General features: G+C 69.4%; 16 protein-coding genes. 8 read left to right on the top strand and 8 right to left on the bottom strand.

The window, feature by feature from the left end; genetic code table 11:
- Positions 1 to 288: 288 nt before the first annotated feature.
- The gene (locus BT98_RS0115895; protein WP_026033388.1) at positions 289 to 1,104 is read right to left on the bottom strand and encodes a siderophore-interacting protein; all 816 of its coding nucleotides are present in this window, start codon (positions 1,102 to 1,104) and stop codon (positions 289 to 291) included.
- Positions 1,105 to 1,127: 23 nt separating this feature from the next.
- Positions 1,128 to 1,745, bottom strand: a complete 618-nt coding sequence (locus BT98_RS0115900) for a PadR family transcriptional regulator (protein ID WP_019462159.1) — start codon at positions 1,743 to 1,745, stop codon at positions 1,128 to 1,130.
- 226 nt (positions 1,746 to 1,971) lie between these two features.
- On the opposite strand from BT98_RS0115900, the gene lepA reads away from it, so the two are divergent.
- The 3 genes from lepA to BT98_RS0115915 all read left to right on the top strand — a co-directional run bounded on the left by lepA (position 1,972) and on the right by BT98_RS0115915 (position 5,559).
- On the top strand, positions 1,972 to 3,777 hold the full coding sequence (gene lepA / locus BT98_RS0115905; RefSeq protein ID WP_019462158.1) for a translation elongation factor 4: 1,806 nt from the start codon (positions 1,972 to 1,974) through the stop codon (positions 3,775 to 3,777).
- A 245-nt stretch (positions 3,778 to 4,022) separates the two neighbouring features.
- The gene (locus BT98_RS0115910) at positions 4,023 to 4,994 is read left to right on the top strand and encodes a tripartite tricarboxylate transporter substrate-binding protein (RefSeq protein WP_019462157.1); all 972 of its coding nucleotides are present in this window, start codon (positions 4,023 to 4,025) and stop codon (positions 4,992 to 4,994) included.
- A gap of 205 nt (positions 4,995 to 5,199) precedes the next feature.
- A complete protein-coding gene (locus tag BT98_RS0115915) occupies positions 5,200 to 5,559 on the top strand; it encodes a response regulator (protein WP_019462156.1) in 360 nt (119 codons plus the stop codon).
- A 375-nt stretch (positions 5,560 to 5,934) separates the two neighbouring features.
- On the opposite strand, the gene hemH is transcribed toward BT98_RS0115915, so the two are convergent.
- The 3 genes from hemH to BT98_RS0115930 form a co-directional block, all read right to left on the bottom strand.
- Complete coding sequence (gene hemH / locus BT98_RS0115920) at positions 5,935 to 7,026, bottom strand: ferrochelatase (protein ID WP_019462155.1); 1,092 nt, start codon at positions 7,024 to 7,026, stop codon at positions 5,935 to 5,937.
- Positions 7,023 to 8,081 (bottom strand): hydroxymethylbilane synthase, encoded by a 1,059-nt coding sequence (hemC, locus tag BT98_RS0115925; RefSeq protein WP_027297279.1) that lies wholly within the window; start codon positions 8,079 to 8,081, stop codon positions 7,023 to 7,025. The genes hemH and hemC overlap by 4 nt, the downstream gene beginning before the upstream one ends.
- A 160-nt stretch (positions 8,082 to 8,241) precedes the next feature.
- Positions 8,242 to 9,765 (bottom strand): catalase, encoded by a 1,524-nt coding sequence (locus BT98_RS0115930; protein ID WP_019462153.1) that lies wholly within the window; start codon positions 9,763 to 9,765, stop codon positions 8,242 to 8,244.
- 123 nt (positions 9,766 to 9,888) lie between these two features.
- Between BT98_RS0115930 and BT98_RS0115935 the strand changes: the two genes are divergently transcribed.
- On the top strand, positions 9,889 to 10,836 hold the full coding sequence (locus BT98_RS0115935; RefSeq protein WP_019462152.1) for a LysR substrate-binding domain-containing protein: 948 nt from the start codon (positions 9,889 to 9,891) through the stop codon (positions 10,834 to 10,836).
- A gap of 393 nt (positions 10,837 to 11,229) precedes the next feature.
- Here the strand turns inward: BT98_RS0115935 and BT98_RS0115940 are convergent, their stop codons facing one another.
- Positions 11,230 to 12,222, bottom strand: coding sequence for a Bug family tripartite tricarboxylate transporter substrate binding protein (locus BT98_RS0115940; protein ID WP_019462208.1), 993 nt, complete (start codon positions 12,220 to 12,222; stop codon positions 11,230 to 11,232).
- Positions 12,223 to 12,716: 494 nt separating this feature from the next.
- On the opposite strand from BT98_RS0115940, the gene BT98_RS24680 reads away from it, so the two are divergent.
- A complete protein-coding gene (locus BT98_RS24680) occupies positions 12,717 to 14,342 on the top strand; it encodes a GGDEF domain-containing protein (protein ID WP_019462207.1) in 1,626 nt (541 codons plus the stop codon).
- On the opposite strand, the gene kdgD is transcribed toward BT98_RS24680, so the two are convergent.
- Both kdgD and BT98_RS0115955 read right to left on the bottom strand, forming a co-directional pair.
- The gene (gene kdgD, locus BT98_RS0115950; protein WP_019462206.1) at positions 14,275 to 15,198 is read right to left on the bottom strand and encodes a 5-dehydro-4-deoxyglucarate dehydratase; all 924 of its coding nucleotides are present in this window, start codon (positions 15,196 to 15,198) and stop codon (positions 14,275 to 14,277) included. The genes BT98_RS24680 and kdgD overlap by 68 nt on opposite strands.
- 87 nt (positions 15,199 to 15,285) lie before the next feature.
- Positions 15,286 to 16,128, bottom strand: coding sequence for a FadR/GntR family transcriptional regulator (locus tag BT98_RS0115955; protein WP_115359203.1), 843 nt, complete (start codon positions 16,126 to 16,128; stop codon positions 15,286 to 15,288).
- Positions 16,129 to 16,394: 266 nt separating this feature from the next.
- On the opposite strand from BT98_RS0115955, the gene BT98_RS0115960 reads away from it, so the two are divergent.
- The 3 genes from BT98_RS0115960 to fbaA all read left to right on the top strand — a co-directional run bounded on the left by BT98_RS0115960 (position 16,395) and on the right by fbaA (position 18,798).
- Entirely contained in the window at positions 16,395 to 16,748 is a 354-nt protein-coding gene (locus BT98_RS0115960; protein ID WP_139341666.1) for a hypothetical protein, read from the top strand.
- A 32-nt stretch (positions 16,749 to 16,780) separates the two neighbouring features.
- Positions 16,781 to 17,434: a hypothetical protein gene (locus BT98_RS0115965; protein ID WP_026033396.1), complete on the top strand. Its 654-nt coding sequence runs from the start codon at positions 16,781 to 16,783 to the stop codon at positions 17,432 to 17,434.
- Positions 17,435 to 17,700: 266 nt separating this feature from the next.
- Entirely contained in the window at positions 17,701 to 18,798 is a 1,098-nt protein-coding gene (gene fbaA / locus BT98_RS0115970) for a class II fructose-bisphosphate aldolase (protein WP_019462203.1), read from the top strand.
- The last annotated feature ends 79 nt before the right edge of the window (positions 18,799 to 18,877 follow it).

Below are 18,877 nucleotides of genomic sequence, written 5' to 3' on the forward strand. Positions count from 1 at the left end.
CCCCGGGCTTTCGTTGGCGCTGGTGGTAGCCGTGAGCCTGATGCCGATCCCCGGGAACAGGTGGATCGGCGGGGCTCCCGAAGAAGAAAACGCCTTGTCCGCACGGGCGGCACCGGCAGTCGCCGGAGAGCATCACTCTCCGGCGCGATCCGGCCACAGCAGGTGCCAACTCCTGGCAGGTCCAGGAGCCACCGGCTCCTGGCGGATGGGGGGCCGGGGGGAAGGCAGAGCCTTCACCCGGGACAGGGCAAGGCCGGAGGTGAAGCGCCACAACCGGCGCTCCCGGCATCAGTCGTTATGCGTCTCGTGTGCCCCGGCGGCGCCGAGCTTCCAGTATCCGGCAGCCTTGATACGCTCCTTGGGCAGGCCGTGCCGCTCCACCAGGATCTGGCGCAGGCGCTTGGCGACCAGGGATTCGCAGGCGACCCAGGCATAGCCTTCGCCACCCGGCAGGGTCAGGGCGCGCAGCGCCTCCTCCAGCCCGCCGCCCTGGCCCGGCGGCACGCGGCCGCGATGGACCCAGCGCAGGTCGAGCTTCGCCTGGCTCCGCCAGACCTGCTCTTCCGCTGGCCCGGCCACCTCGGCGATGACCAGGGCATGGCTGCCTTCGGGCAGTTCCTCCAGGCGGCGGCCGATCGCGGGCAGGGCCGTCTCGTCGCCGACCAGCAGGTGCCAGTCGAAGTCCATGGGGATCACGAAGGAACCGCGCGGGCCGCCGAGGCCGATGCGGTCGCCGGGCCTGGCGCGGCTGGCCCAGTCCGTCGCCGGCCCGTTCTCGTGCAGGGCGAAGTCGATCTCCAGAATCCCCGCCGCCTCGTCGTAGCGGCGCGGGGTGTAGTCGCGCGCGGACGGGCGCGGCTGGCCCTCGGGGAAGACGACGCCGTTCGGCCCCGCCACCGGCAACGCCAACGGGGCGCCGGGCTCGGGGAAGAAGAGCTTCACATGGTCGTCGAAGGAGAGGCTGGTGAAGCCGGCGAGATCCGGCCCCGCCAGGGTGATCCGGCGCATGGCCGGCGTGATGTCCTCCACCTGCGTTACGTCGAGCTGGCGGAAGCGGAGTTCGTGGCGGACCCGGCGCGCCACCCGCGCCGGGGCCTTCTCCATGCCCGTATCCATGGCTGTGGTCCTTATTCCCGCTCGATCCGCGTCGCGGTGGCGTCGATGGCCTCCACGATGCGGCGGAGCTGTTCCTCGGAGAGGTTGCCGCGACCGAGACGCAGCCGCAAGGCGAGCTTCAGGTTATGCATGGCCCGGAGGATCTGCAACTTGCCGGCTGCCGGAGCTTCGCCGCCGGCCGCCTCCATGCGGGCGAAGAGCGCATCCGCTTCCGCCTTCTGTCCGGCCAGGACGCGCTCGCCCTCCGGAGTGACGGCGTAGAGCTTCTTGGCGCCCTCGGTGGCGGAAACGGCGATCTGGCCGAGTTCCTCCAGCAGGGTCAGGGTCGGGTAGATCGTGCCGGGGCTGGGACGGTAGGCGCCGCCGAGCCGGGTCTCGATCTCCTCCATCAGCTCGTAGCCGTGGCGCGGGCGCTCCGCGATCAGGCGCAGCAGGACGAGGCGGAGGTCGCCGCTCTCGAAGAAGCGGCCGCCGCGCCCGCCCCGGCCATGATGGCCGTGCCGGCCGAAGGGGCCACGGCCGCCACGCTCTCCGTCCCCGAAGTCGCGGTGGAAGCGGCGGGCCTCGCAGCGGCCATCCTGGCCGGGCCAGCGGGGATCGGAGCGGCGGTGGGAGAAGAAATGTCGCATCAGGTTATCCTCGATAGGGTTTCGATATATCGGAAATAGGCGAAGCCCATATCCGCCGCAAGATCCGATATATCGGAAATATTCACTTCGACAGGATATGCCCGCGCCAGGGGCTGCCGGCCCGCTCCGCGCTTGGTGCCGGGCGCCGGGTGGCTTATCTGAGGGGCGACAACACGCCCGCGCGGCCGAAAACCCGCCTCACGCCCGCATTCCGGCCGGACCCTTCATGACCGACACCCCCCTCTCCCGCATCCGCAACTTCTCGATCATCGCCCATATCGACCATGGCAAGAGCACGCTCGCCGACCGGCTGATCCAGAAGACCGGCGCCCTGTCAGACCGCGAGATGACCAACCAGGTCCTCGACAACATGGAGCTGGAGCGCGAGCGCGGGATCACCATCAAGGCGCAGACCGTCCGGCTGGACTACCGCGCCGCGGATGGCGAGCTGTACCAGCTGAACCTCATGGACACGCCGGGCCATGTGGACTTCGCCTACGAGGTTTCCCGCTCCCTGGCCGCCTGCGAGGGCTCGCTTCTGGTGGTCGACGCCTCCCAGGGCGTCGAGGCGCAGACGCTCGCCAACGTCTACCAGGCCATCGAGGCGGGGCACGAGATCGTCCCCATCCTGAACAAGGTGGACCTGCCGGCCGCCGAGCCGGAGCGGGTGAAGCAGCAGATCGAGGACGTGGTCGGCATCCCCGCCGACGACGCGGTGATGATCTCCGCCAAGACCGGGCTGAACATCGAGGGCGTGCTGGAGGCCGTCGTCACCCGCCTGCCGCCGCCGCAGGGCAACCCGGACGCGCCGACCAAGGCGCTGCTGGTGGACAGCTGGTACGACGCCTATCTCGGCGTGATCATCCTGGTGCGGGTGAAGGACGGCCACCTGCGGCGCGGCCAGAAGATCCGCATGATGGCCAACGGCACCACGCACATCATCGACCAGGTGGGCGTGTTCCGGCCGAAGATGCAGACCGTCGAGAGCCTCGGGCCGGGCGAGATGGGCTACTTCACCGCCGCCATCAAGACGGTGGCCGACACCAATGTCGGTGACACGGTGACCGACGACCGCAACCCGGCGCCGGAGCCGCTGGCGGGCTTCAAGCCCTCCATCCCCGTGGTCTGGTGCGGCCTCTACCCGGTCGATGCGGACGATTTCGAGAAGCTGCGCGAATCGCTGTCCAAGCTGCGGCTGAACGACGCCTCCTTCCACTACGAGGCAGAGACCTCCGCCGCGCTGGGCTTCGGCTTCCGCTGCGGCTTCCTCGGCCTGCTGCACCTGGAGATCATACAGGAGCGCCTGAGCCGCGAGTTCGACCTCGACCTGATCGCGACCGCGCCCAGCGTGGTCTACAAGATCAACAAGACGAACGGCGAGAGGATCGAGCTGCACAACCCGGCCGACATGCCGGACGGCTCGGTGATCGACACCATCGAGGAGCCCTGGATCAAGGCGACGATCTTCGTCCCGGACGAGTACCTCGGCTCCGTGCTGGCGCTCTGTTCCGAGCGGCGCGGACAGCAGATCGACCTCACCTATGTCGGCACCCGGGCGATGGCGGTCTACAAGCTGCCGCTGAACGAGGTGGTCTTCGACTTCTACGACCGGCTGAAGTCGATCTCCCGCGGCTATGCCTCCTTCGACTACACGATGGACGGCTACGAGGAGAGCGACCTCGTGAAGATCTCCATCCTGGTGAACGCCGAGCCGGTGGATGCGCTGAGCTTCATGGCCCATCGCTCCCAGGCGGAGAAGCGCGGGCGACAGATCTGCGAGCGGCTGAAGGACCTGATCCCCAAGCAGCTCTTCAAGATCGCCATCCAGGCCGCCATCGGCAGCCGCGTCATCGCGCGCGAGACCATCGGCGCGCTGAGCAAGGACGTCACCGCCAAGTGCTACGGCGGCGACATCAGCCGCAAGCGCAAGCTGCTGGAGAAGCAGAAGGAGGGCAAGAAGCGCATGCGGCAGTTCGGCAAGGTCGAGATCCCGCAGAGCGCCTTTATCGCCGCCCTCAAGATGGACGCCTGACAGGCGCGCTTCCCCCGAAGGGAAGCGCCCTGCCCTTTCCCGGCCCGCCCCTTGCCGGCGGGCCGGCCCTCTCGCCCCGTGCCCCTGGCGCCACGCCCGGACTGGGCCACAGCAGCCTGGCGATGCACTTTATTACGAAATAGCAATAAAACCGCCTCTTTCCGCAAGTCGAATCGGCTTCTTCGTCGTTGACCTTTGCAGCGGCGCATCCTTCGATGACGAAATTATAATCCGGAGGAAACGACATGATTCGGCGCTGTGCCCTCGTCCTGGCGGCCGCCTTCCTGGCCCTGCCGGCCGCCGCGCAGGATTCCTACCCCAGCCGCACGATCACCATGACCGTGCCCTTCGCCGCCGGCGGCCCGACCGACACGGTGGCCCGGCTGGTCGCCGAGGCCATGGGGCGCGACCTGAAGCAGACGGTGGTGATCGAGAATGTCGGCGGGGCCGGCGGCACGCTGGGCGCCGCCCGGGTCGCCCTGGCCAGGCCGGACGGCTACGCCATCCTCATGCACCATATCGGCATGGGAACGACGCCGACCCTGTACCGCCGCCTGTCCTATGACCCGGTGAACGGGTTCGAGACGGTGGGCCTCGTCACCGAGGTGCCGATGACCGTCATCGCCCGCAAGAACATCGGCGCGAACACCCTGGCCGAGCTGACGGCGCTGATGAAGCGCGAAGGCACCAAGATCAACCTCGCCAATGCCGGGATCGGGGCGGCCAGCCATCTCTGCGGCCTGCTCTGGCAGAACGCCATCGCCACCCAGGTGACCACCGTGCCCTATCGCGGCACCGCCCCGGCCATGACGGACCTGGTGGGCGGCACTGTGGACGTGATGTGCGACCAGACCACCAACACCACCGAGCAGATCAAGGCCGGTTCCGTGCGCGCCTTCGCCGTGACGACAAAGGATCGCCTGGCCGCCCTGCCCGACCTGCCGACGGTGCACGAAGCCGGGCTGCCGGGCATGGAGGTCTCCATCTGGCACGGGATCTACACGCCGCGCGGCACGCCGGCGGCGATCAACGAGCGCCTCTCCAGCGCCCTGCGCACCGCGCTGAAGGACCCGCACGTGGTCGCGCGCTTCGCGGAGCTCGGCACCGCCCCGGTGGCCGATGCGATGGCCATGCCGAAGGCGCACCGGGACTACTGGATGGCCGATATCGCCAAATGGCGGCCGGTGATCCAGGAGGCCGGGCAATACGCCGACTGAAGCCACCCCCCGCCGCGGTGGGCACCCCCGGGGACAACGGGGGGGCCATCCCCTCTCGCCTGGTGGCAGGGCCCAGAAGGACAGCCCTCTGGACATCCTCTTCGCGGCGCGATGCCGCAAAGGAGATGTCCGGACGGTGCATCGCAATCGGGCCGGGTCCAGTCTATAAGGCTGGCACGACATCGGAATTGAGCGGGCATCTGGCATGAGCACACTGGAGGGACGTCGGGTCCTGGTCGTGGAAGACGAGACACTGGTGGCGATGCTGGTGGAGGATACGCTTCTCGATGCCGGCGCACAGGTCCTGGGCCCCGTGGCGACCGTGGCGGCCGCCCTGCAACTGATCCAGACCGAGAGGCCGGACGTCGCCGTGCTCGACCTGAATCTGGCGGGCGAGACCTCCGAGCCGATCGCCGATGCGTTGACCGGCATGAACGTGCCCTTCGTGGTCGCCTCCGGCTACGGACAGGCCGGCGTGCCGACCCGGCATGCCAACGTCCCGGTGCTGGCCAAGCCCTATGCGCCCGAGGAACTGACCCAGGCCCTCGCCCGCCTGCTGCCCTGATCCGTCTCGCCGGGCGCGATGGGTTCCGCCGCGTCCCCTGGGGGCAAGGCTCCACCTCGCCCCCAAACCCCCGCGCCGCCAGGACCCTGCGGGCCCTGGACCCGATGAGCTGGCACTCCCCGGCACCGGCAGCCGCCGGAAAGCCCTGCTCTCCGGCGGCTGCCGGTGCCGCCAGCGCGGACACGGTGTCTTTCCTCTTTTCGGGGGTCCCGCCGATCCACCTGTGCCCCAGGGATCAGGCGGAAGGCTGGCCTCGCCACCCGCACCCGCTCAAGGCGGAGTCTGGGGGAATACCATTCCCCAGCAGCGGGGGTTCCGGGGCAGGCGGAGCCTCCCCGGGGCCAACCGAAAGCGCAACGCCAGAACCCTGGCCGCTCACCCGCCAGGCGCGGACGGTTCCGGCAGCCAGCCGGCCAGTTCCTCACGCAGCAGCGCTTCCAACAACGCCACCGCACCGGGAGAATCGTTCAGGCAGGGGATCACCGTGTAGTCCTCGCCCCCGGCCTCCATGAAGACATGCCGTGATTCCCGGCCGATCTCGTCCAGCGTCTCGACACAGTCGGACAGGAAGCCCGGCGTGATCATCGCGACACGCCGGATGCCGCGCCCGGGCAGCCCGGACAGGACATCGTCGGTATAGGGCTCCAGCCAGGGCTCCCGGCCGAAGCGCGACTGGAAGACAAGGGGGAATTCCGCCTCGGACAGGCCGAGCGCCCGGCGCAGCGCCCGCATGGTCCGCTCGCATTCGGCCAGGTAGGGATCGCCCTTCTCGACATAGGAACGCGGCAGGCCGTGGAAGGAGGCGAGCAGCATCTGCGGCGGCCGCTCCAGCCCGGCCAGCGCCTGGCGCACCGAATCGGCCAGGGCGCGGATATAGGCGGGGTGGTCCGGAAAGGAGGGCGCGATCCGCAGCGCCGGCTGGCGCCGCATCCGCATCAGCGCGCGGAACGCATCGTCCGCCACCGTCGCCGTGGTGGTGGCGCTGTATTGCGGATAGAGCGGCAGGACCAGCACGCGGTCGCAGCCCTCCGCCATCAGCGCCCGCATCCGCTCGTCCACGCCCGGGCGGCCATAGCGCATGGCCCAGTCCACCACGACCTCTCCCGTGCCGTCCGCCGAGGCCAGCCGCGCGCGCAGCCTCTCCGCCTGGGCGCGGGTGAAGGTCCGCAGGGGCGATTCATTCTCCGCCGCGCGCCAGATGCGGCGGTAGTTCGCGCCGGAGCGGCGCGGGCGCGTGGCCAGGATCACGCCCTGCAGCAGCGGCTGCCAGAGCAGCGGATTCACCTCGATCACCCGCCGGTCGCTGAGGAACTGCGACAGGTAGCGGCGCATCGGCCAATAGCCCGTGCCGTCCGGCGTGCCGAGATTGACCAGCAGCACGCCGATCCGCCCCTTCGCCGGCTCCGGACCGCCGCTCACCGGCGCATCCCCGGCGGAGGCCAGGGAGAGCGGGGCCACATGCGTCATGGCAGGATATCCGCCGGACTCCCGGCCCGCAGCCACGCGCCCAGCTCCTGGCCCAGCCGCGCCGCGTCGCCGGGCGCGCCCTCCAGGCCGCGCTTCAGCAGGAAGGAGCCGTCCTCCCGCGCCAGAAGGCCGGTCAGCCGCAGCCGCCCGCCGGGCAGCATCCGCGCATGGGCACCGACCGGCGTGCGGCAGGAGCCGCCGAGCGACGCCAGCAGCGCCCGCTCCGCCGTGGCGGCGATGCGGGTGGGGCGATGGTCGATCATCGCGAAGAGGCGCCGCGTCTCCACATCTTCCTCCCGGGCCGTGACGGCGATGATGCCCTGTCCGGCCGCCGGCACCAACTCCTCCTCCGGGTCCAGCGCCATCACGGCCGCATGTTCCAGGCCCAGGCGGCGCAGCCCGGCCATGGCCAGCAGCGTGGCCGCGAAATCGCCGCCCTCCAGCACCCGCAGCCGCGTGCCGACATTGCCGCGCAGCAGGCCGAAGCGCAGGTCCGGCCGCAGGTGGCGCAGCTGCGCCTCGCGCCGCACCGAGGCGGTGCCGATCCGCGCGCCCTGCGGCAGTTCCGGCAGCGCGCCGCGGCGGAAGACCGGCGGCACGGCAGGCCCCAGGACCAGGGCGTCGCGCACATCCTCGCGCGGCAGAACGCCCGCGATGACGAGGCCGGGCGGCAGCTCCGTTTCCAGGTCCTTCAGGCTGTGCACGGCGAAATCGACCCGGCCGTCCAGCAGCGCCTCGTGGATCTCCTTGGTGAAGAGCCCCTTGCCGCCGATATCGGCGAGGCGGCGGCCCTGGACCCGGTCCCCGGTGGTGCCGACCACGCGCGCCCGCACGGGGCGCCCGCCGGTCATGCCCTCGCCGCCCAGCAGCGCCAGCACCTCCCGCGTCTGCGCCAGCGCGAGCGGGGAGCCGCGCGTGCCCGCCCACAGCGCCGGCAGCCGGGACTCCTTGGCAAGGCCGGGGGATGGCGGGACCGGCGCCGCCGGCAAGGAGGCGGCCCGGTCCGGGGCGGCGGGGGCAGGGTCAAGGGCAGGGGCGAGCAGGGCGGCGGACATCCGGGGGGTTCCGTTCGCAGGCATTCGGTTCGGGAAAAGAGCGGACCTCCGGCTGGAAAGAGGGGTTCGCCGGAGGTCCGCAGCGGCGCGGCATGGGTCTGCCCGCCGCCGGAGTGCGCCATGGCCCGGGGCAGGCCATGGCGGTCCTTTCAGGCCAGGATCACTCGGCCGCCTGCTGCCCGCCCACATCGGCGGCGGTGGTGGGCGCCGAGGCCGGGCTGGTGTGCACCCAGTCCAGCGCGCGCTCCACGCCGGCGGCATAGGCCGGGTCCGCCTTGCGGAAATGCCCGAGCTGGCGGGCGACGATCTCCCGCGGCACGCCCTGCATCGCGCCGGCGATGTTGCGGAACAGCCGCTCCTGCTGCTCGGCGCCCAGCAGGCGGAACAGGTTGCCCGGCTGGGTGTAGTCGTCGTTGCCGTCGCGATGGTTGTAGTAGTCGGCATTCCCGTTGATGCGCAGGGGCGGCTCCTTGGCCGAGGGCTGCTCCACCGGGCCGTTGAAGGAATTCGGCTCGTAGTAGTGGTCCGTGCCGCGCGGCGCGTCGAAGCGCATCGGCCCGTCGGCGTGATAGGTGTTCACCTGGCTGCGCGGCCGGTTCACCGGCAGGGCCTCGTAATGCGTGCCGACGCGGTAGCGGTGCGCGTCGGCATAGGCGAAGATCCGGCCCTGCAGCACCTTGTCCGGGGAAAAGCCGATGCCCGGCACGATGTTCGACGGCGAGAAGGAGCTCTGCTCGATCTCCGCGAAGTAATGCTCGGGGTTCCGGTTCAGCTCCAGCACGCCCACATCGATCAGCGGGTACTCGCCATGCGGCCAGACCTTGGTCAGGTCGAAGGGGTTGTAGGAGGTCCTCTCCGCATCCGCCTCCGGCATGATCTGCACGCAGACGCGCCAGCGCGGGAAGTCGCCCTGCTCGATCGCGTCATAGAGGTCGCGCTGCGCGCTCTCGCGGTCCTCCGCGATGACGGTGTTGGCTTCCTCGTTCGTCCAGGTCCGGATGCCCTGCATGGACTTGAAGTGGAATTTCACCCAGTACCGCTCGCCGGCATCGTTCCAGAAGGAATAGGTGTGCGAGCCGTAGCCGTTCATGAAGCGGTAGCCCTGCGGCAGGCCGCGATCCGAGAACAGGATCGTCACCTGGTGCAGGCTTTCCGGCGACAGCGACCAGAAGTCCCACATCGCCGTCGCCGAGCGCATGTTGGTGCGCGGATGGCGCTTCTGCGTGCGGATGAAGTCCGGGAACTTCATCGGGTCGCGGATGAAGAAGACAGGCGTGTTGTTGCCGACGAGGTCCCAGTTGCCCTCCTCGGTGTAGAACTTCAGCGCGAAGCCGCGCACGTCGCGCTCGGCATCCGCCGCGCCGCGCTCGCCCGCCACGGTGGAGAAGCGCAGCAGCACCTCGGTCTTCTTGCCCAGCTGGGAGAAGACCTTCGCCCTGGTATAGCGGCTGATGTCGTGCGTGACGGTCAGCGTGCCATAGGCGCCCGAGCCCTTGGCATGCACCACCCGCTCCGGGATGCGCTCCCGGTTCTGGTGCGCCAGCTTCTCGATGAGCTGGTAGTTCTCCAGCAGGATCGGGCCGCGCGGGCCGGCGGTCAGGCTGTTCTGGTTGTCGGGCACCGGGGCGCCGGCCGTGCTGGTCAGCACCGGGCGCGCCGCGCCACTCCGTGTTTCCTGGGTCATGAAGTCCTCCTTCCCAAACCTCGGAAGCTCTGCGGGCGACTATGCCTCCCCGCCTTCCATCGGCGAAATTGAACGTTCCTATCCTTGTGATAGGTAACGCCTAACGATGGATGGGATGGAGCCATGCCCCCGAACACCCTGGCCGGCCTCTCGCTCCGCGACCTCGAATACGCCGTCACGGTCGCGGAGCTGCGCCACTTCGGCCGCGCCGCCGAACGCTGCGGCGTCAGCCAGCCCGCCCTGAGCGAGCAGATCCGCAAGCTGGAAGGCCTGCTGGGCGTGACGCTCTTCGAACGTTCCAGCCGCCGCATCGAGCCGACCGCCCAGGCCACGAACCTGCTGCGCCAAGCGGAGGTGGTGATCCGCGAGGCGCGCGGGCTGCTGGAAATGGCCAAGGGGGAGGCCGAGCCCCTGACCGGCCCGCTGCGCCTGGGCGTGATCGCCACACTCGGCCCCTACTACGTCCCCTGGCTGCTGCCGGACATGCGGGCGCGCTATCCCGGCCTGAGTCTGCGCCTCCAGGAAGGACGGACCGGCGAGCTGCTGGAGGCGCTGCAACGCGGCACGCTCGACCTGGCGCTGGTCGCCCTGCCTTCCGGCGCGGCGGGCCTCACGGAAGCGCCGCTCTTCTTCGAACCCTTCCAGCTTGCCTGTCCGCAGGGACACCCGCTGCTGGAGCAGGAGCGGATCGGCATCCAGGATCTGGACGGCCAGGGGCTGCTGCTGCTGGAAGAAGGGCACTGCCTGCGGGAACAGGCGCTCTCCCTCTGCCATGTCCCCGCCGGGATGCGTGAGGCGCGCTTCGCCAGCTCGCTGGAAATGCTGCGCCACATGATCGCCGCGGGCGAGGGCTACTCCCTCTTGCCCCTGCTGGCGCGGCGCGAAGGCACCGCCCTGGACGGGCTCATCGGCTACCGCCCCATGCGGGAACCCCGGGTCGGCCGCACCATCGGACTGGTCTGGCGCGGCACCGACCCGCGCGGGCCGGTCTTCGCGGAACTCGCGGACGTGCTGCGGGACACCGCCCCGCCCGGGACCGATCCGGATGAAAGCAAGGCCCCGCCAGCCTGATCCGGACAGCGATTGCCGGTCGCGCATCACTTCTGCCGTTGCGCCGTCCCGGGGGACAAGGCTCCGCCTTTTCCCCCCGTCCCCCTTATCCGCCAGGAACCTGAGGTTCCTGGACCTCCCGTTCGTTGCCTCTTCGCTGCGGGCCGGATCGCGCCGGAGAGCATCGCTCTCCGGCAGGCTGCCAGTGCCACCAGCGCGGACAGGGTGCCTTTCTTCTTTCCGGGAGCCCCGCGTTGCCACTTGCTCCCCGGGATCAGGCCGCAGGCTGGCGGCCACCACGGGAACCCACGAAAGCCCGGGGTCCGGGGACCGGCTTCGGTCCCCGGCGGAGAGGGGGTCCGGCGGGAGAGGCAGCGCCTTTCCCCCGGCGGCCGGAACAGGCGAGTCCGGCGCTCAGTCCGGCGTGATGTTGCCGCGGCGGACGACCTCCTTCCAGCGGTCGATCTCTCCCTTCTGGAAGGCGGCGAACTCGGCGGGGGTGCTGCCCACGACCTCGAAGCCGATCTCGTCCATGCGGCGGCGGGTGTCGGGGTGGCGCAGGGCCGCCAGGATGGCTGCGTGGATGCGGTTGGCGAGGTCCGGCGCCATGCCGGCGGGGCCGCCGATCGCCTGCCAGGAATAGACGGTGAAGCCCTGCAGTCCGCTCTCGATGGCGGTCGGCACCTCGGGAAGAAGGGCGGAACGCGCCTCACTGGTGATCAGGATGGGCTTCACGCGGCCGTCGCGGATCTGCGGCAGGATGGAGCCGAGATTCTGGAAGGAGAGCTGGACGTTGCCGGCGATCAGGTCGGTGGTGGCTGGGGCACCGCCGGCATAGGGGATGTGCGAGATCTCCGTGCCGGTGGCCTGCTTGAACATCTCCATGGTCAGGTGGTCGGAGGAGCCGACGCCGGAGGTGGAGTAGGAGGTGGCGCCCTTGCGCGCCTTCAGCCATTCGACGAGCCCGGCGAGGTCGCCGGCCTTCACCTGCGCGGGGTTCACCACCAGGACATTGGGCGTGCGCACGGTCTGGCTGAGGCCGGTGAAGTCGCGCACCGGGTCGTAGCCGAGACTGGGGCGCAGCGCGGCGTTGATCGCCCAGGTGCTGATCGGCGCGTGCATCAGCGTGTGGCCATCCGGCGCGGAGCGGATGACGAAGCGGGCACCGATCTCGCCGGTGGCGCCAGGGCGGTTCTCCACCACCACGGGCTTGCCGATCCCCTGCTGCATCTGCACCCCGATGGCACGCGCCACGATGTCGGAGGACGAGCCGGGGGCGAAGGGGGAGACGATGGTGACGGTGCGCTCAGGCCAGGCCATCTCCGCCCGCGCGGCACGGGGCAGGAGCGCGGGCATGCCCAGAAAAGGCGTGAGAAGCGAGGCGCGGAGGAGGCCACGGCGTTGCATGTTCTTTTGTTTCCTTCCCAAATTGAGGTGTCACCCTGTTGCGGGTGGCGCCAAAGCTGGAAGCGACGTCACGGGTTCGCCTTCCAGCGGCTGGAGTGCGCGCGCGGCCCTTTCCTTCGCCGTACGGACGGGGCTGCTCTTGCCCCTTCCGCCGCGCCGAACGGTCCTCGCGCAGGGTGCATCCGATGGTCATGGCGATCCGCTCCGACGCGACGGATAGGTAGCCGCATGAGGCTTCACGAAACAGCCCATCCGCGCCCTTCCGCCCGCGGCGCGCATGACAGCGCCAGATCATCACGTACTCTTCCCTGGCCGCATCCAGATTCGCAGTTCCAGGGTGCCAAGGAAATCATCGACGTTGATCGAACCGCCAGAATATCGAGAATGCCGGGTAAGTTGTCCTGAACCCCGGTTTTGCCCGCGAGGATAGTGTGCGCAGCGTGTTACAACGGCAAGGGCTATTCGGGCCACAGATGCCATCTGTCGCGCGGCGTGTGACACTGGTCGTCGCGGGCGTCTGGCTGGTGCTGGTGACTGGCCTGAGCTGGTGGATGTCGCGGTATATCATGACGGAGCGGCTCAGCGACTTGGCTGCCAGCGCCGAATACGACACCAGAACAACCGCGCGCATCGTCGACCGGCTGTTCACCGAGATGAGCAGCGTGGCCAATATGGTGGCGCATCAGAGCAGGGTGATCCAGCTTGCCACCCGCTATCGGGTCGATCCGCCAGACCTGGCCAGCTTAACACGCCAGCAGCGCGCCGCATATTTCACACGCGACCCCTTGGTGCGCAGCGTCGGCGATTTCATGAACAGTCTGTCCAGCGACCTGCGCTACGCCCGGATCTATATGAATAACCTGTCGGATGACACGGTAACGGCCAGCAACTGGGCCGAGCCCGACAGCATCGTCGGGATGATCTATCGGGAACGAAGATACCTCGTCGATGCCCTGCAGCACGGCAAGGGGCAGATGTTCGGTATCGCCCGCCTGAACAGAACGCCGTCCTACTTCGTGTCCAGCCGTATCGAGGACGCCGACGACGTGACGCAGGGCTCCGTCACGGTGAAGTTCGACGCACCGGATATGGCGCTCTATCTGGCAGGGCAGCACATCGCCCTGATCGTGAATCGCCAGGGGCGCGTGACGACCTCCTCGTCCGCGCCGTTCATGCTGCGCAATGTGGCCGCGCTTCTGCCACCGGACATCCTGCAACCTCCGGACGGCGACGAAGATATCGGCAAGCCCATGGACATTCGCGCCATGACCGGCCCGGAGCAGGCCGGCCAGTGGCAGATCGACGGGCATCTTTATCTGCTGCGGCGCCAGCCCCTGTCCGACAGGACGTATCAACTGCTCACGCTGGTTTCGCTCGATTCCCTGGCCCCCATGCGCCGGCAACACTTCTGGGTGGCGGGGCTGGTCGCGGCGCTCGGCCTCGTCCTGATCCTGCTCTCCGGCCGTGTCGCGGGACAGATGGTGTTACGGCGGCAGGAGGAACGGTACGCGGCGAATTACGACGCCCTGACCGGCCTGCCGAACCGGCGCGCGATCCTGGCCGATCTGGGTCAGTGCTTTGCGCTGGCGAAGCGGACACGCCAGTCGATTCTTGTGGCGTTCATCGATCTGGATGAATTCAAGACGATCAACGACACCTACGGACACGAGATCGGCGACAAGTTCCTGGTCGAGGTTGCAAGACGCCTCTCGGCCGGTCTGCACCCCGGCGACGTGCCGGGACGGTGGGGCGGCGACGAATTTATCGTGATCAGGCTGGCCGCCCCGTCCAGGCCGGATGCTCCGGACGAAGCGGCCGCTGTGATGCGCAGACAGTTGGCGCCACTGCTGATCGGGACCTATGTCTTCGCCGGCTGCAGCTTCGACTATCCAGGCGCGAGCTTCGGCGTCGCGACTGTCGATCCCTCGGCCAGCTCGCTGCAAGCCGCACTCCAGGAGGCCGATCGGCTGATGTATGCGGACAAGCAGGCACGGCGGGCGCTGCGCCTGCGCGTGACGCCGCGCCCCTCCGTGAGATCGGAGCCAGTAGACCTTATTGCGGGCCGAGCTTCTCGACCAGAGAGCGCAGGCTCTGCTTCTCCTCCGCTGTCAGGTCGCTGAGCGGCGAGCGCACCGGGCCGGCGCCGCGGCCGATGATCTCGGCACCCGCCTTGACGATGCTGACCGCATAGCCCGGCTGACGGTTGCGGATGGCGAGGTAGGGGAAGAAGAAGTCCTTCAGCAGCCGGTTCACCGTCGCCATGTCGCCGGTGGTGACGGCCGCGTAGAAGTCCTGCGCCGTGCGCGGGATGAAGTTGAACACCGCCGAGGAGTAGGTCGGCACGCCCATGGCGAGATAGGCGGCGGCATAGACCTCCGCCGTCGGCAGCCCGCCGAGATAGGTCAGCCGGTCGCCCAGCGCGCTGTACACGGCGGTCATCGCCTCGATGTCGCCGACGCCGTCCTTGAAGCCGATCAGGTTCGGGCATTCCTCGGCCACGGCGGCCAGCGTCTCGGGTTTCAGCCGGCAGTTGGCACGGTTGTACACGATGACGCCGAGCGAGGTGGCCTTGCAGACCGCCGCGATATGGGCACGCAGCCCGGCCTGGGAGGTCTCGGTCAGGTAGGGCGGCATCAGCAGGATGCCGGCGGCGCCGAGTCGCTCGGCCTCCTTCGCGTATTCGATGGCGGTGCGGGTGCCGTAGCCGGCGCCGGCCACGATGGGGACCTGGCCCGCCGCCCCTTCCACCGCCGCCTTCACCACCCGGGAGAACTCGCCCGGGGTGAGGGAGAAGTACTCGCCCGTGCCACCGGCTGCGAAGAGCGTGGCGGTGCCGTAGGGCGAGAGCCATTCCAGGCGGCGGCGATAGCCGTCCACATCCAGGTCACCGGAGGGAGTGAAATCCGTCACCGGAAAGGACAGGAGCCCGGTGGGCAGCTTCGCCTTCAGGGCCTCCGGGGTGAAATGCTCCGTCATGCCGCTCTCCATCGCCTGGATACAAACATATATTGGTATGACGTATTACGAATCACTCAGCCGGAACGCAAGCGGGAAGACGCGGGGTCAGCCGGCGGCGAAGGCGGAAACCGCCTCGCGCAGCCGCTCCCGGCTGTTCAGCAGGTGCAGGCGCATCGCGGCGCGCGCGCCCTCCGCGTCGCCGTGCAGGATGGCGGTGGCGATCTGCACATGCTCGATGCGCAGGATGCGGAGATAGGCCGCCCGGGCCTCGGCATCGCGGAACAGTTCCAGACGGGAGCGCGGAACGAGCTGCGCGGGCAGGCCGGCGAGCAGCGCCTCGAAATAGGCATTGCCGCAGCAGCCGGCGATCTGGAGGTGGAAGGTCCGGTCCATGGCGACGGAGCCGTCGGCATCGGCGGGGTCGGTGCCGAAGCGCTCCGCGGCCTGCAGCAGCGCCGCGGCCTGGGCCTCGCCCCGGCGCTGGGCGGCCAGCCAGGCGGCCTCGGATTCCAGCGCGACCCGCACCTCGATCAGGCGGAGCATCTCCTCCGCCGTGTCGATCTGCGAGGCTTCCAGCCGGTAGTGCGGCGCCTGGGGCGGGGCGAGCACGAACATGCCGCGCCCCTGTTCCACCGAAAGGCGCCCGGCGGCGCGGAGGCTGGAGATGGCCTCCCGGACCACGGTGCGGCTGACGCCATAGCGGGTGATCAGCTCCTTCTCGGTCGGCAGCTTGTCGCCGGGGCGCAGCTCGCCAGCCTCGATCCGGGCGGAAAGATCGTCGCAGACCTGGACGGCGAGGCTGGCGCGGCGGGGTTGCGCCACGGAGCGGGGCAGGAACGCGCCGCCAGGGCGGGCGGGACCTTCCCCGGGAGAACCGATGTCCTGGGAAGCGATGTCCTGGGGAGCAGTGCCCTGGGGATCGGGTCGGGAGACTGCGGATCGGGCCATGGTCGGTCTCCGTCCTCGCGCGGGCCAGGGGAATGGAATGACCAACGATGCATAGATCGTCCGTCATATGACTTCCAGATGACATTGCGCCGGGTTGTGCCCAGTCGGGCTGGGGCGAGCCGGGCGTGCCAGCACTGTGTTCCGCGTGCAGTTGCGAAGACGTTCACAGCTTTGTGTGCACGCAATCAGAAGTTGACACTTCGTTCACAGATTAATAAAAATTGAGACGTTGGCATTTAAATGAAATGCCATGGGGAGAAAGATCGATGCGTGCCATTCTCAAAGCCTCTCTTATGGCGAGCGCCATCACCCTGGGCGCGACCATGCCGGGCATCGCCATGGCCCAGAACTTTTCCGGGAGCAGCCAGTTCAGCAGCGCCGGCGTGACCGGTGGTAGCTATGCCAAGGGGATCGGCGACACCAGCGCCGCCTCCCAGAGCGCAGGCAAGGTCTACTCCTTCAACAGCGGCGGCACTTCCAGCGTGGAAGGCCTCTCGGCCACCTGGGGCGGCGCCACGGGCCCGGGCTCGTCCTTCGCCAGCGGCGTGGACTTCAGCGGCAGCGCCTGGCAGGGCGCGTTCAGCGGCCAGGGCTTCGCGCCCGCCGGGTCCGCTCAGTGAGCCGCGCGGCGAAGCAGCCGGCTGAGCGGGGCGTGCCGGTGGCACGCCTCCTCGGCGCGGGCATGCTGGCGGCGGGGCTGGCCTTCGCCGCCCTTCCCGCCTCGGCCCAGACCCAGTCCAGCAGCACCTCGGCGGGCGCGGTGGCCAATGCCATCGTGGTCAGCGGCTCGGGCTCCAGCAGCGGCTCCAACACCGTCACCTACAAGGGCGGCGTCGAGAACGTGCCGAGCGTCTATGGCGCGCTGTCCGTGGCGCCCTGCACCACCGCGGCGCAGATCGGCGGCGCCTTCCTGGGCGGCGGCTTCACCGCCTCGCTGGGCAGCGAAAGCGAGGGCTGTTCCCGCCGCGCCAACGCGGCCGCCTTCCATGCGATGGGGCGGAACGACGTGGCCATGGCGTTGCTGGCGCAGGACCCGAACGTCGCCAGGGCGCTGCGGGACGTGGAACAGGCCAAGCTGGCGGCGGCCCAGGCGCAGCAGGCCCAGCAGGCGCGCGTCGCCCCCGTGATGGTGGCGCCGGCCGAGCCTGAGAACGTCATGGTCCGGCCCGTTGGCCAGCCCCGGCTGCAGCAGGTCCGCGCCCAGGTGCCGGCCGCCACGGTCCCGCGCCCCGACTGGTGCCTCCGCGCCGCGCCGACCACCCAGGCCGGGCGCGACTACGTGCGGCAGGTCTGCGGCCAGGGCTGAGCGCGATCCGCCCGCCCGCGGAGCCCGTTCCGGCTCTTCCCGCCGCACCGCCTCCCGCCCCCCCGGCCGCTTCCGGGGGACCTGCCGGGGGGCTCTTCTCCCGGGCGCCCCCTCCCGGCCGGCGGAAACGGCCCGCTTCCGTTTCCGCCCCTTCAACCTCTCCACAAGAGAGGGCTTTCGCGGATATTCCTGGCCCGGTCCCGGTCGGCTTGGGCGGCGCAGCATGCTACACTGGCCGGCAGAACCGTCCGCCGAAGGGATACCCCATGAGTGACGCAGCGACCCTGAACCCGGCCACCCGCCTGAAGCCGGGTGTCGTCTCCGGCAAGGACTATGCGACGCTGGTCGCGGCCTGCAAGGCCGGCGGCTATGCCCTGCCCGCCGTGAACGTGGTCGGCAGCGACAGCATCAACGCGGTGATGGAAGCCGCCGCGAAGAACAAGTCCGACGTCATCATCCAGCTTTCCAACGGCGGCGCCCGCTTCATGGCCGGCGAAGGCTGCCCCGACGCCGCCAAGGCGCGCGTCCTGGGCGCCGTTTCCGCCGCGCAGCACGTGCACCTGCTGGCCGAGCAGTACGGCATCTGCGTGGTGCTGCACACCGACCATGCCGACCGCAAGCTGGTGCCCTGGGTCGATGCGCTGATTGACCACAGCGAGGCGCATTTCGCCAAGGCGGGCAAGCCGCTCTTCTCCTCGCACATGCTCGACCTCTCGGAAGAGGCGCTGGAGCCGAATGTCGAGGAATGCGTGCGCGTGCTGAAGCGCATGGCGCCGATGGGCATGAGCCTGGAGATCGAGCTGGGCGTGACCGGCGGCGAGGAGGACGGCATCGGCCACGAGCTGGAGGAGTCCGCCGACAACGCGCATCTCTACACCCAGCCCGAGGACGTGCTCTACGCCTATGAGAAGCTGAGCCCGCTCGGCCACTTCACCGTGGCGGCCTCCTTCGGCAACGTCCACGGCGTCTATGCGCCGGGCAACGTGAAGCTGCGGCCGGAGATCCTGAAGTCCTCGCAGGCGCTGGTGTCCGAGCGGCATGGCGGCGGAGCCAAGCCGCTGAACCTCGTCTTCCACGGCGGCTCCGGCTCCGAGAAGGAGAAGATCCACGAGGCGGTGAGCTATGGCGTGTTCAAGATGAACATCGACACGGACACGCAGTTCGCCTTCGCCAAGCCGGTGGGCGACTATGTGAAGGCGAACCCGAAGGCCTTCGAGTTCCAGGTCGATCCGGAGACCGGCAAGCCCTACAAGAAGCTCTACGACCCGCGGAAGTGGCTGCGCGCAGCCGAGCTCGGCATCGTCGCCCGTCTGGATGAGGCCTTCGCCGACCTCGGCTCCAAGGGCAAGAGCATCGCCGGCTGACCGTACCGCCCCGATAAGGTGAGGATGGCGCCGTCCCGGTCCGGGGCGGCGCCATCCTCGTTTCAGACGGGTTGCCCAG

The sequence above is a fragment of the Roseomonas mucosa ATCC BAA-692 genome, assembly GCF_000622225.1.
GTDB classification, from domain to species: Bacteria; Pseudomonadota; Alphaproteobacteria; order Acetobacterales; family Acetobacteraceae; genus Roseomonas; species Roseomonas mucosa.

What these genes read in the sequence shown, in the direction of transcription:
- BT98_RS0115930 (WP_019462153.1), bottom strand. Translation starts at nt 9,765, where the DNA reads ATGACCCAGGAAACACGGAGTGGCGCGGCGCGCCCGGTGCTGACCAGC.
- BT98_RS0115910 (WP_019462157.1), top strand. Translation starts at nt 4,023, where the DNA reads ATGATTCGGCGCTGTGCCCTCGTCCTGGCGGCCGCCTTCCTGGCCCTG.
- BT98_RS0115935 (WP_019462152.1), top strand. Translation starts at nt 9,889, where the DNA reads ATGCCCCCGAACACCCTGGCCGGCCTCTCGCTCCGCGACCTCGAATAC.
- hemH (WP_019462155.1), bottom strand. Translation starts at nt 7,026, where the DNA reads ATGACGCATGTGGCCCCGCTCTCCCTGGCCTCCGCCGGGGATGCGCCG.
- BT98_RS0115900 (WP_019462159.1), bottom strand. Translation starts at nt 1,745, where the DNA reads ATGCGACATTTCTTCTCCCACCGCCGCTCCGATCCCCGCTGGCCCGGC.
- BT98_RS0115955 (WP_115359203.1), bottom strand. Translation starts at nt 16,128, where the DNA reads ATGGCCCGATCCGCAGTCTCCCGACCCGATCCCCAGGGCACTGCTCCC.
- hemC (WP_027297279.1), bottom strand. Translation starts at nt 8,081, where the DNA reads ATGTCCGCCGCCCTGCTCGCCCCTGCCCTTGACCCTGCCCCCGCCGCC.
- BT98_RS0115940 (WP_019462208.1), bottom strand. Translation starts at nt 12,222, where the DNA reads ATGCAACGCCGTGGCCTCCTCCGCGCCTCGCTTCTCACGCCTTTTCTG.
- BT98_RS0115895 (WP_026033388.1), bottom strand. Translation starts at nt 1,104, where the DNA reads ATGGAGAAGGCCCCGGCGCGGGTGGCGCGCCGGGTCCGCCACGAACTC.
- lepA (WP_019462158.1), top strand. Translation starts at nt 1,972, where the DNA reads ATGACCGACACCCCCCTCTCCCGCATCCGCAACTTCTCGATCATCGCC.
- kdgD (WP_019462206.1), bottom strand. Translation starts at nt 15,198, where the DNA reads ATGACGGAGCATTTCACCCCGGAGGCCCTGAAGGCGAAGCTGCCCACC.
- BT98_RS0115960 (WP_139341666.1), top strand. Translation starts at nt 16,395, where the DNA reads ATGCGTGCCATTCTCAAAGCCTCTCTTATGGCGAGCGCCATCACCCTG.
- BT98_RS0115915 (WP_019462156.1), top strand. Translation starts at nt 5,200, where the DNA reads ATGAGCACACTGGAGGGACGTCGGGTCCTGGTCGTGGAAGACGAGACA.
- fbaA (WP_019462203.1), top strand. Translation starts at nt 17,701, where the DNA reads ATGAGTGACGCAGCGACCCTGAACCCGGCCACCCGCCTGAAGCCGGGT.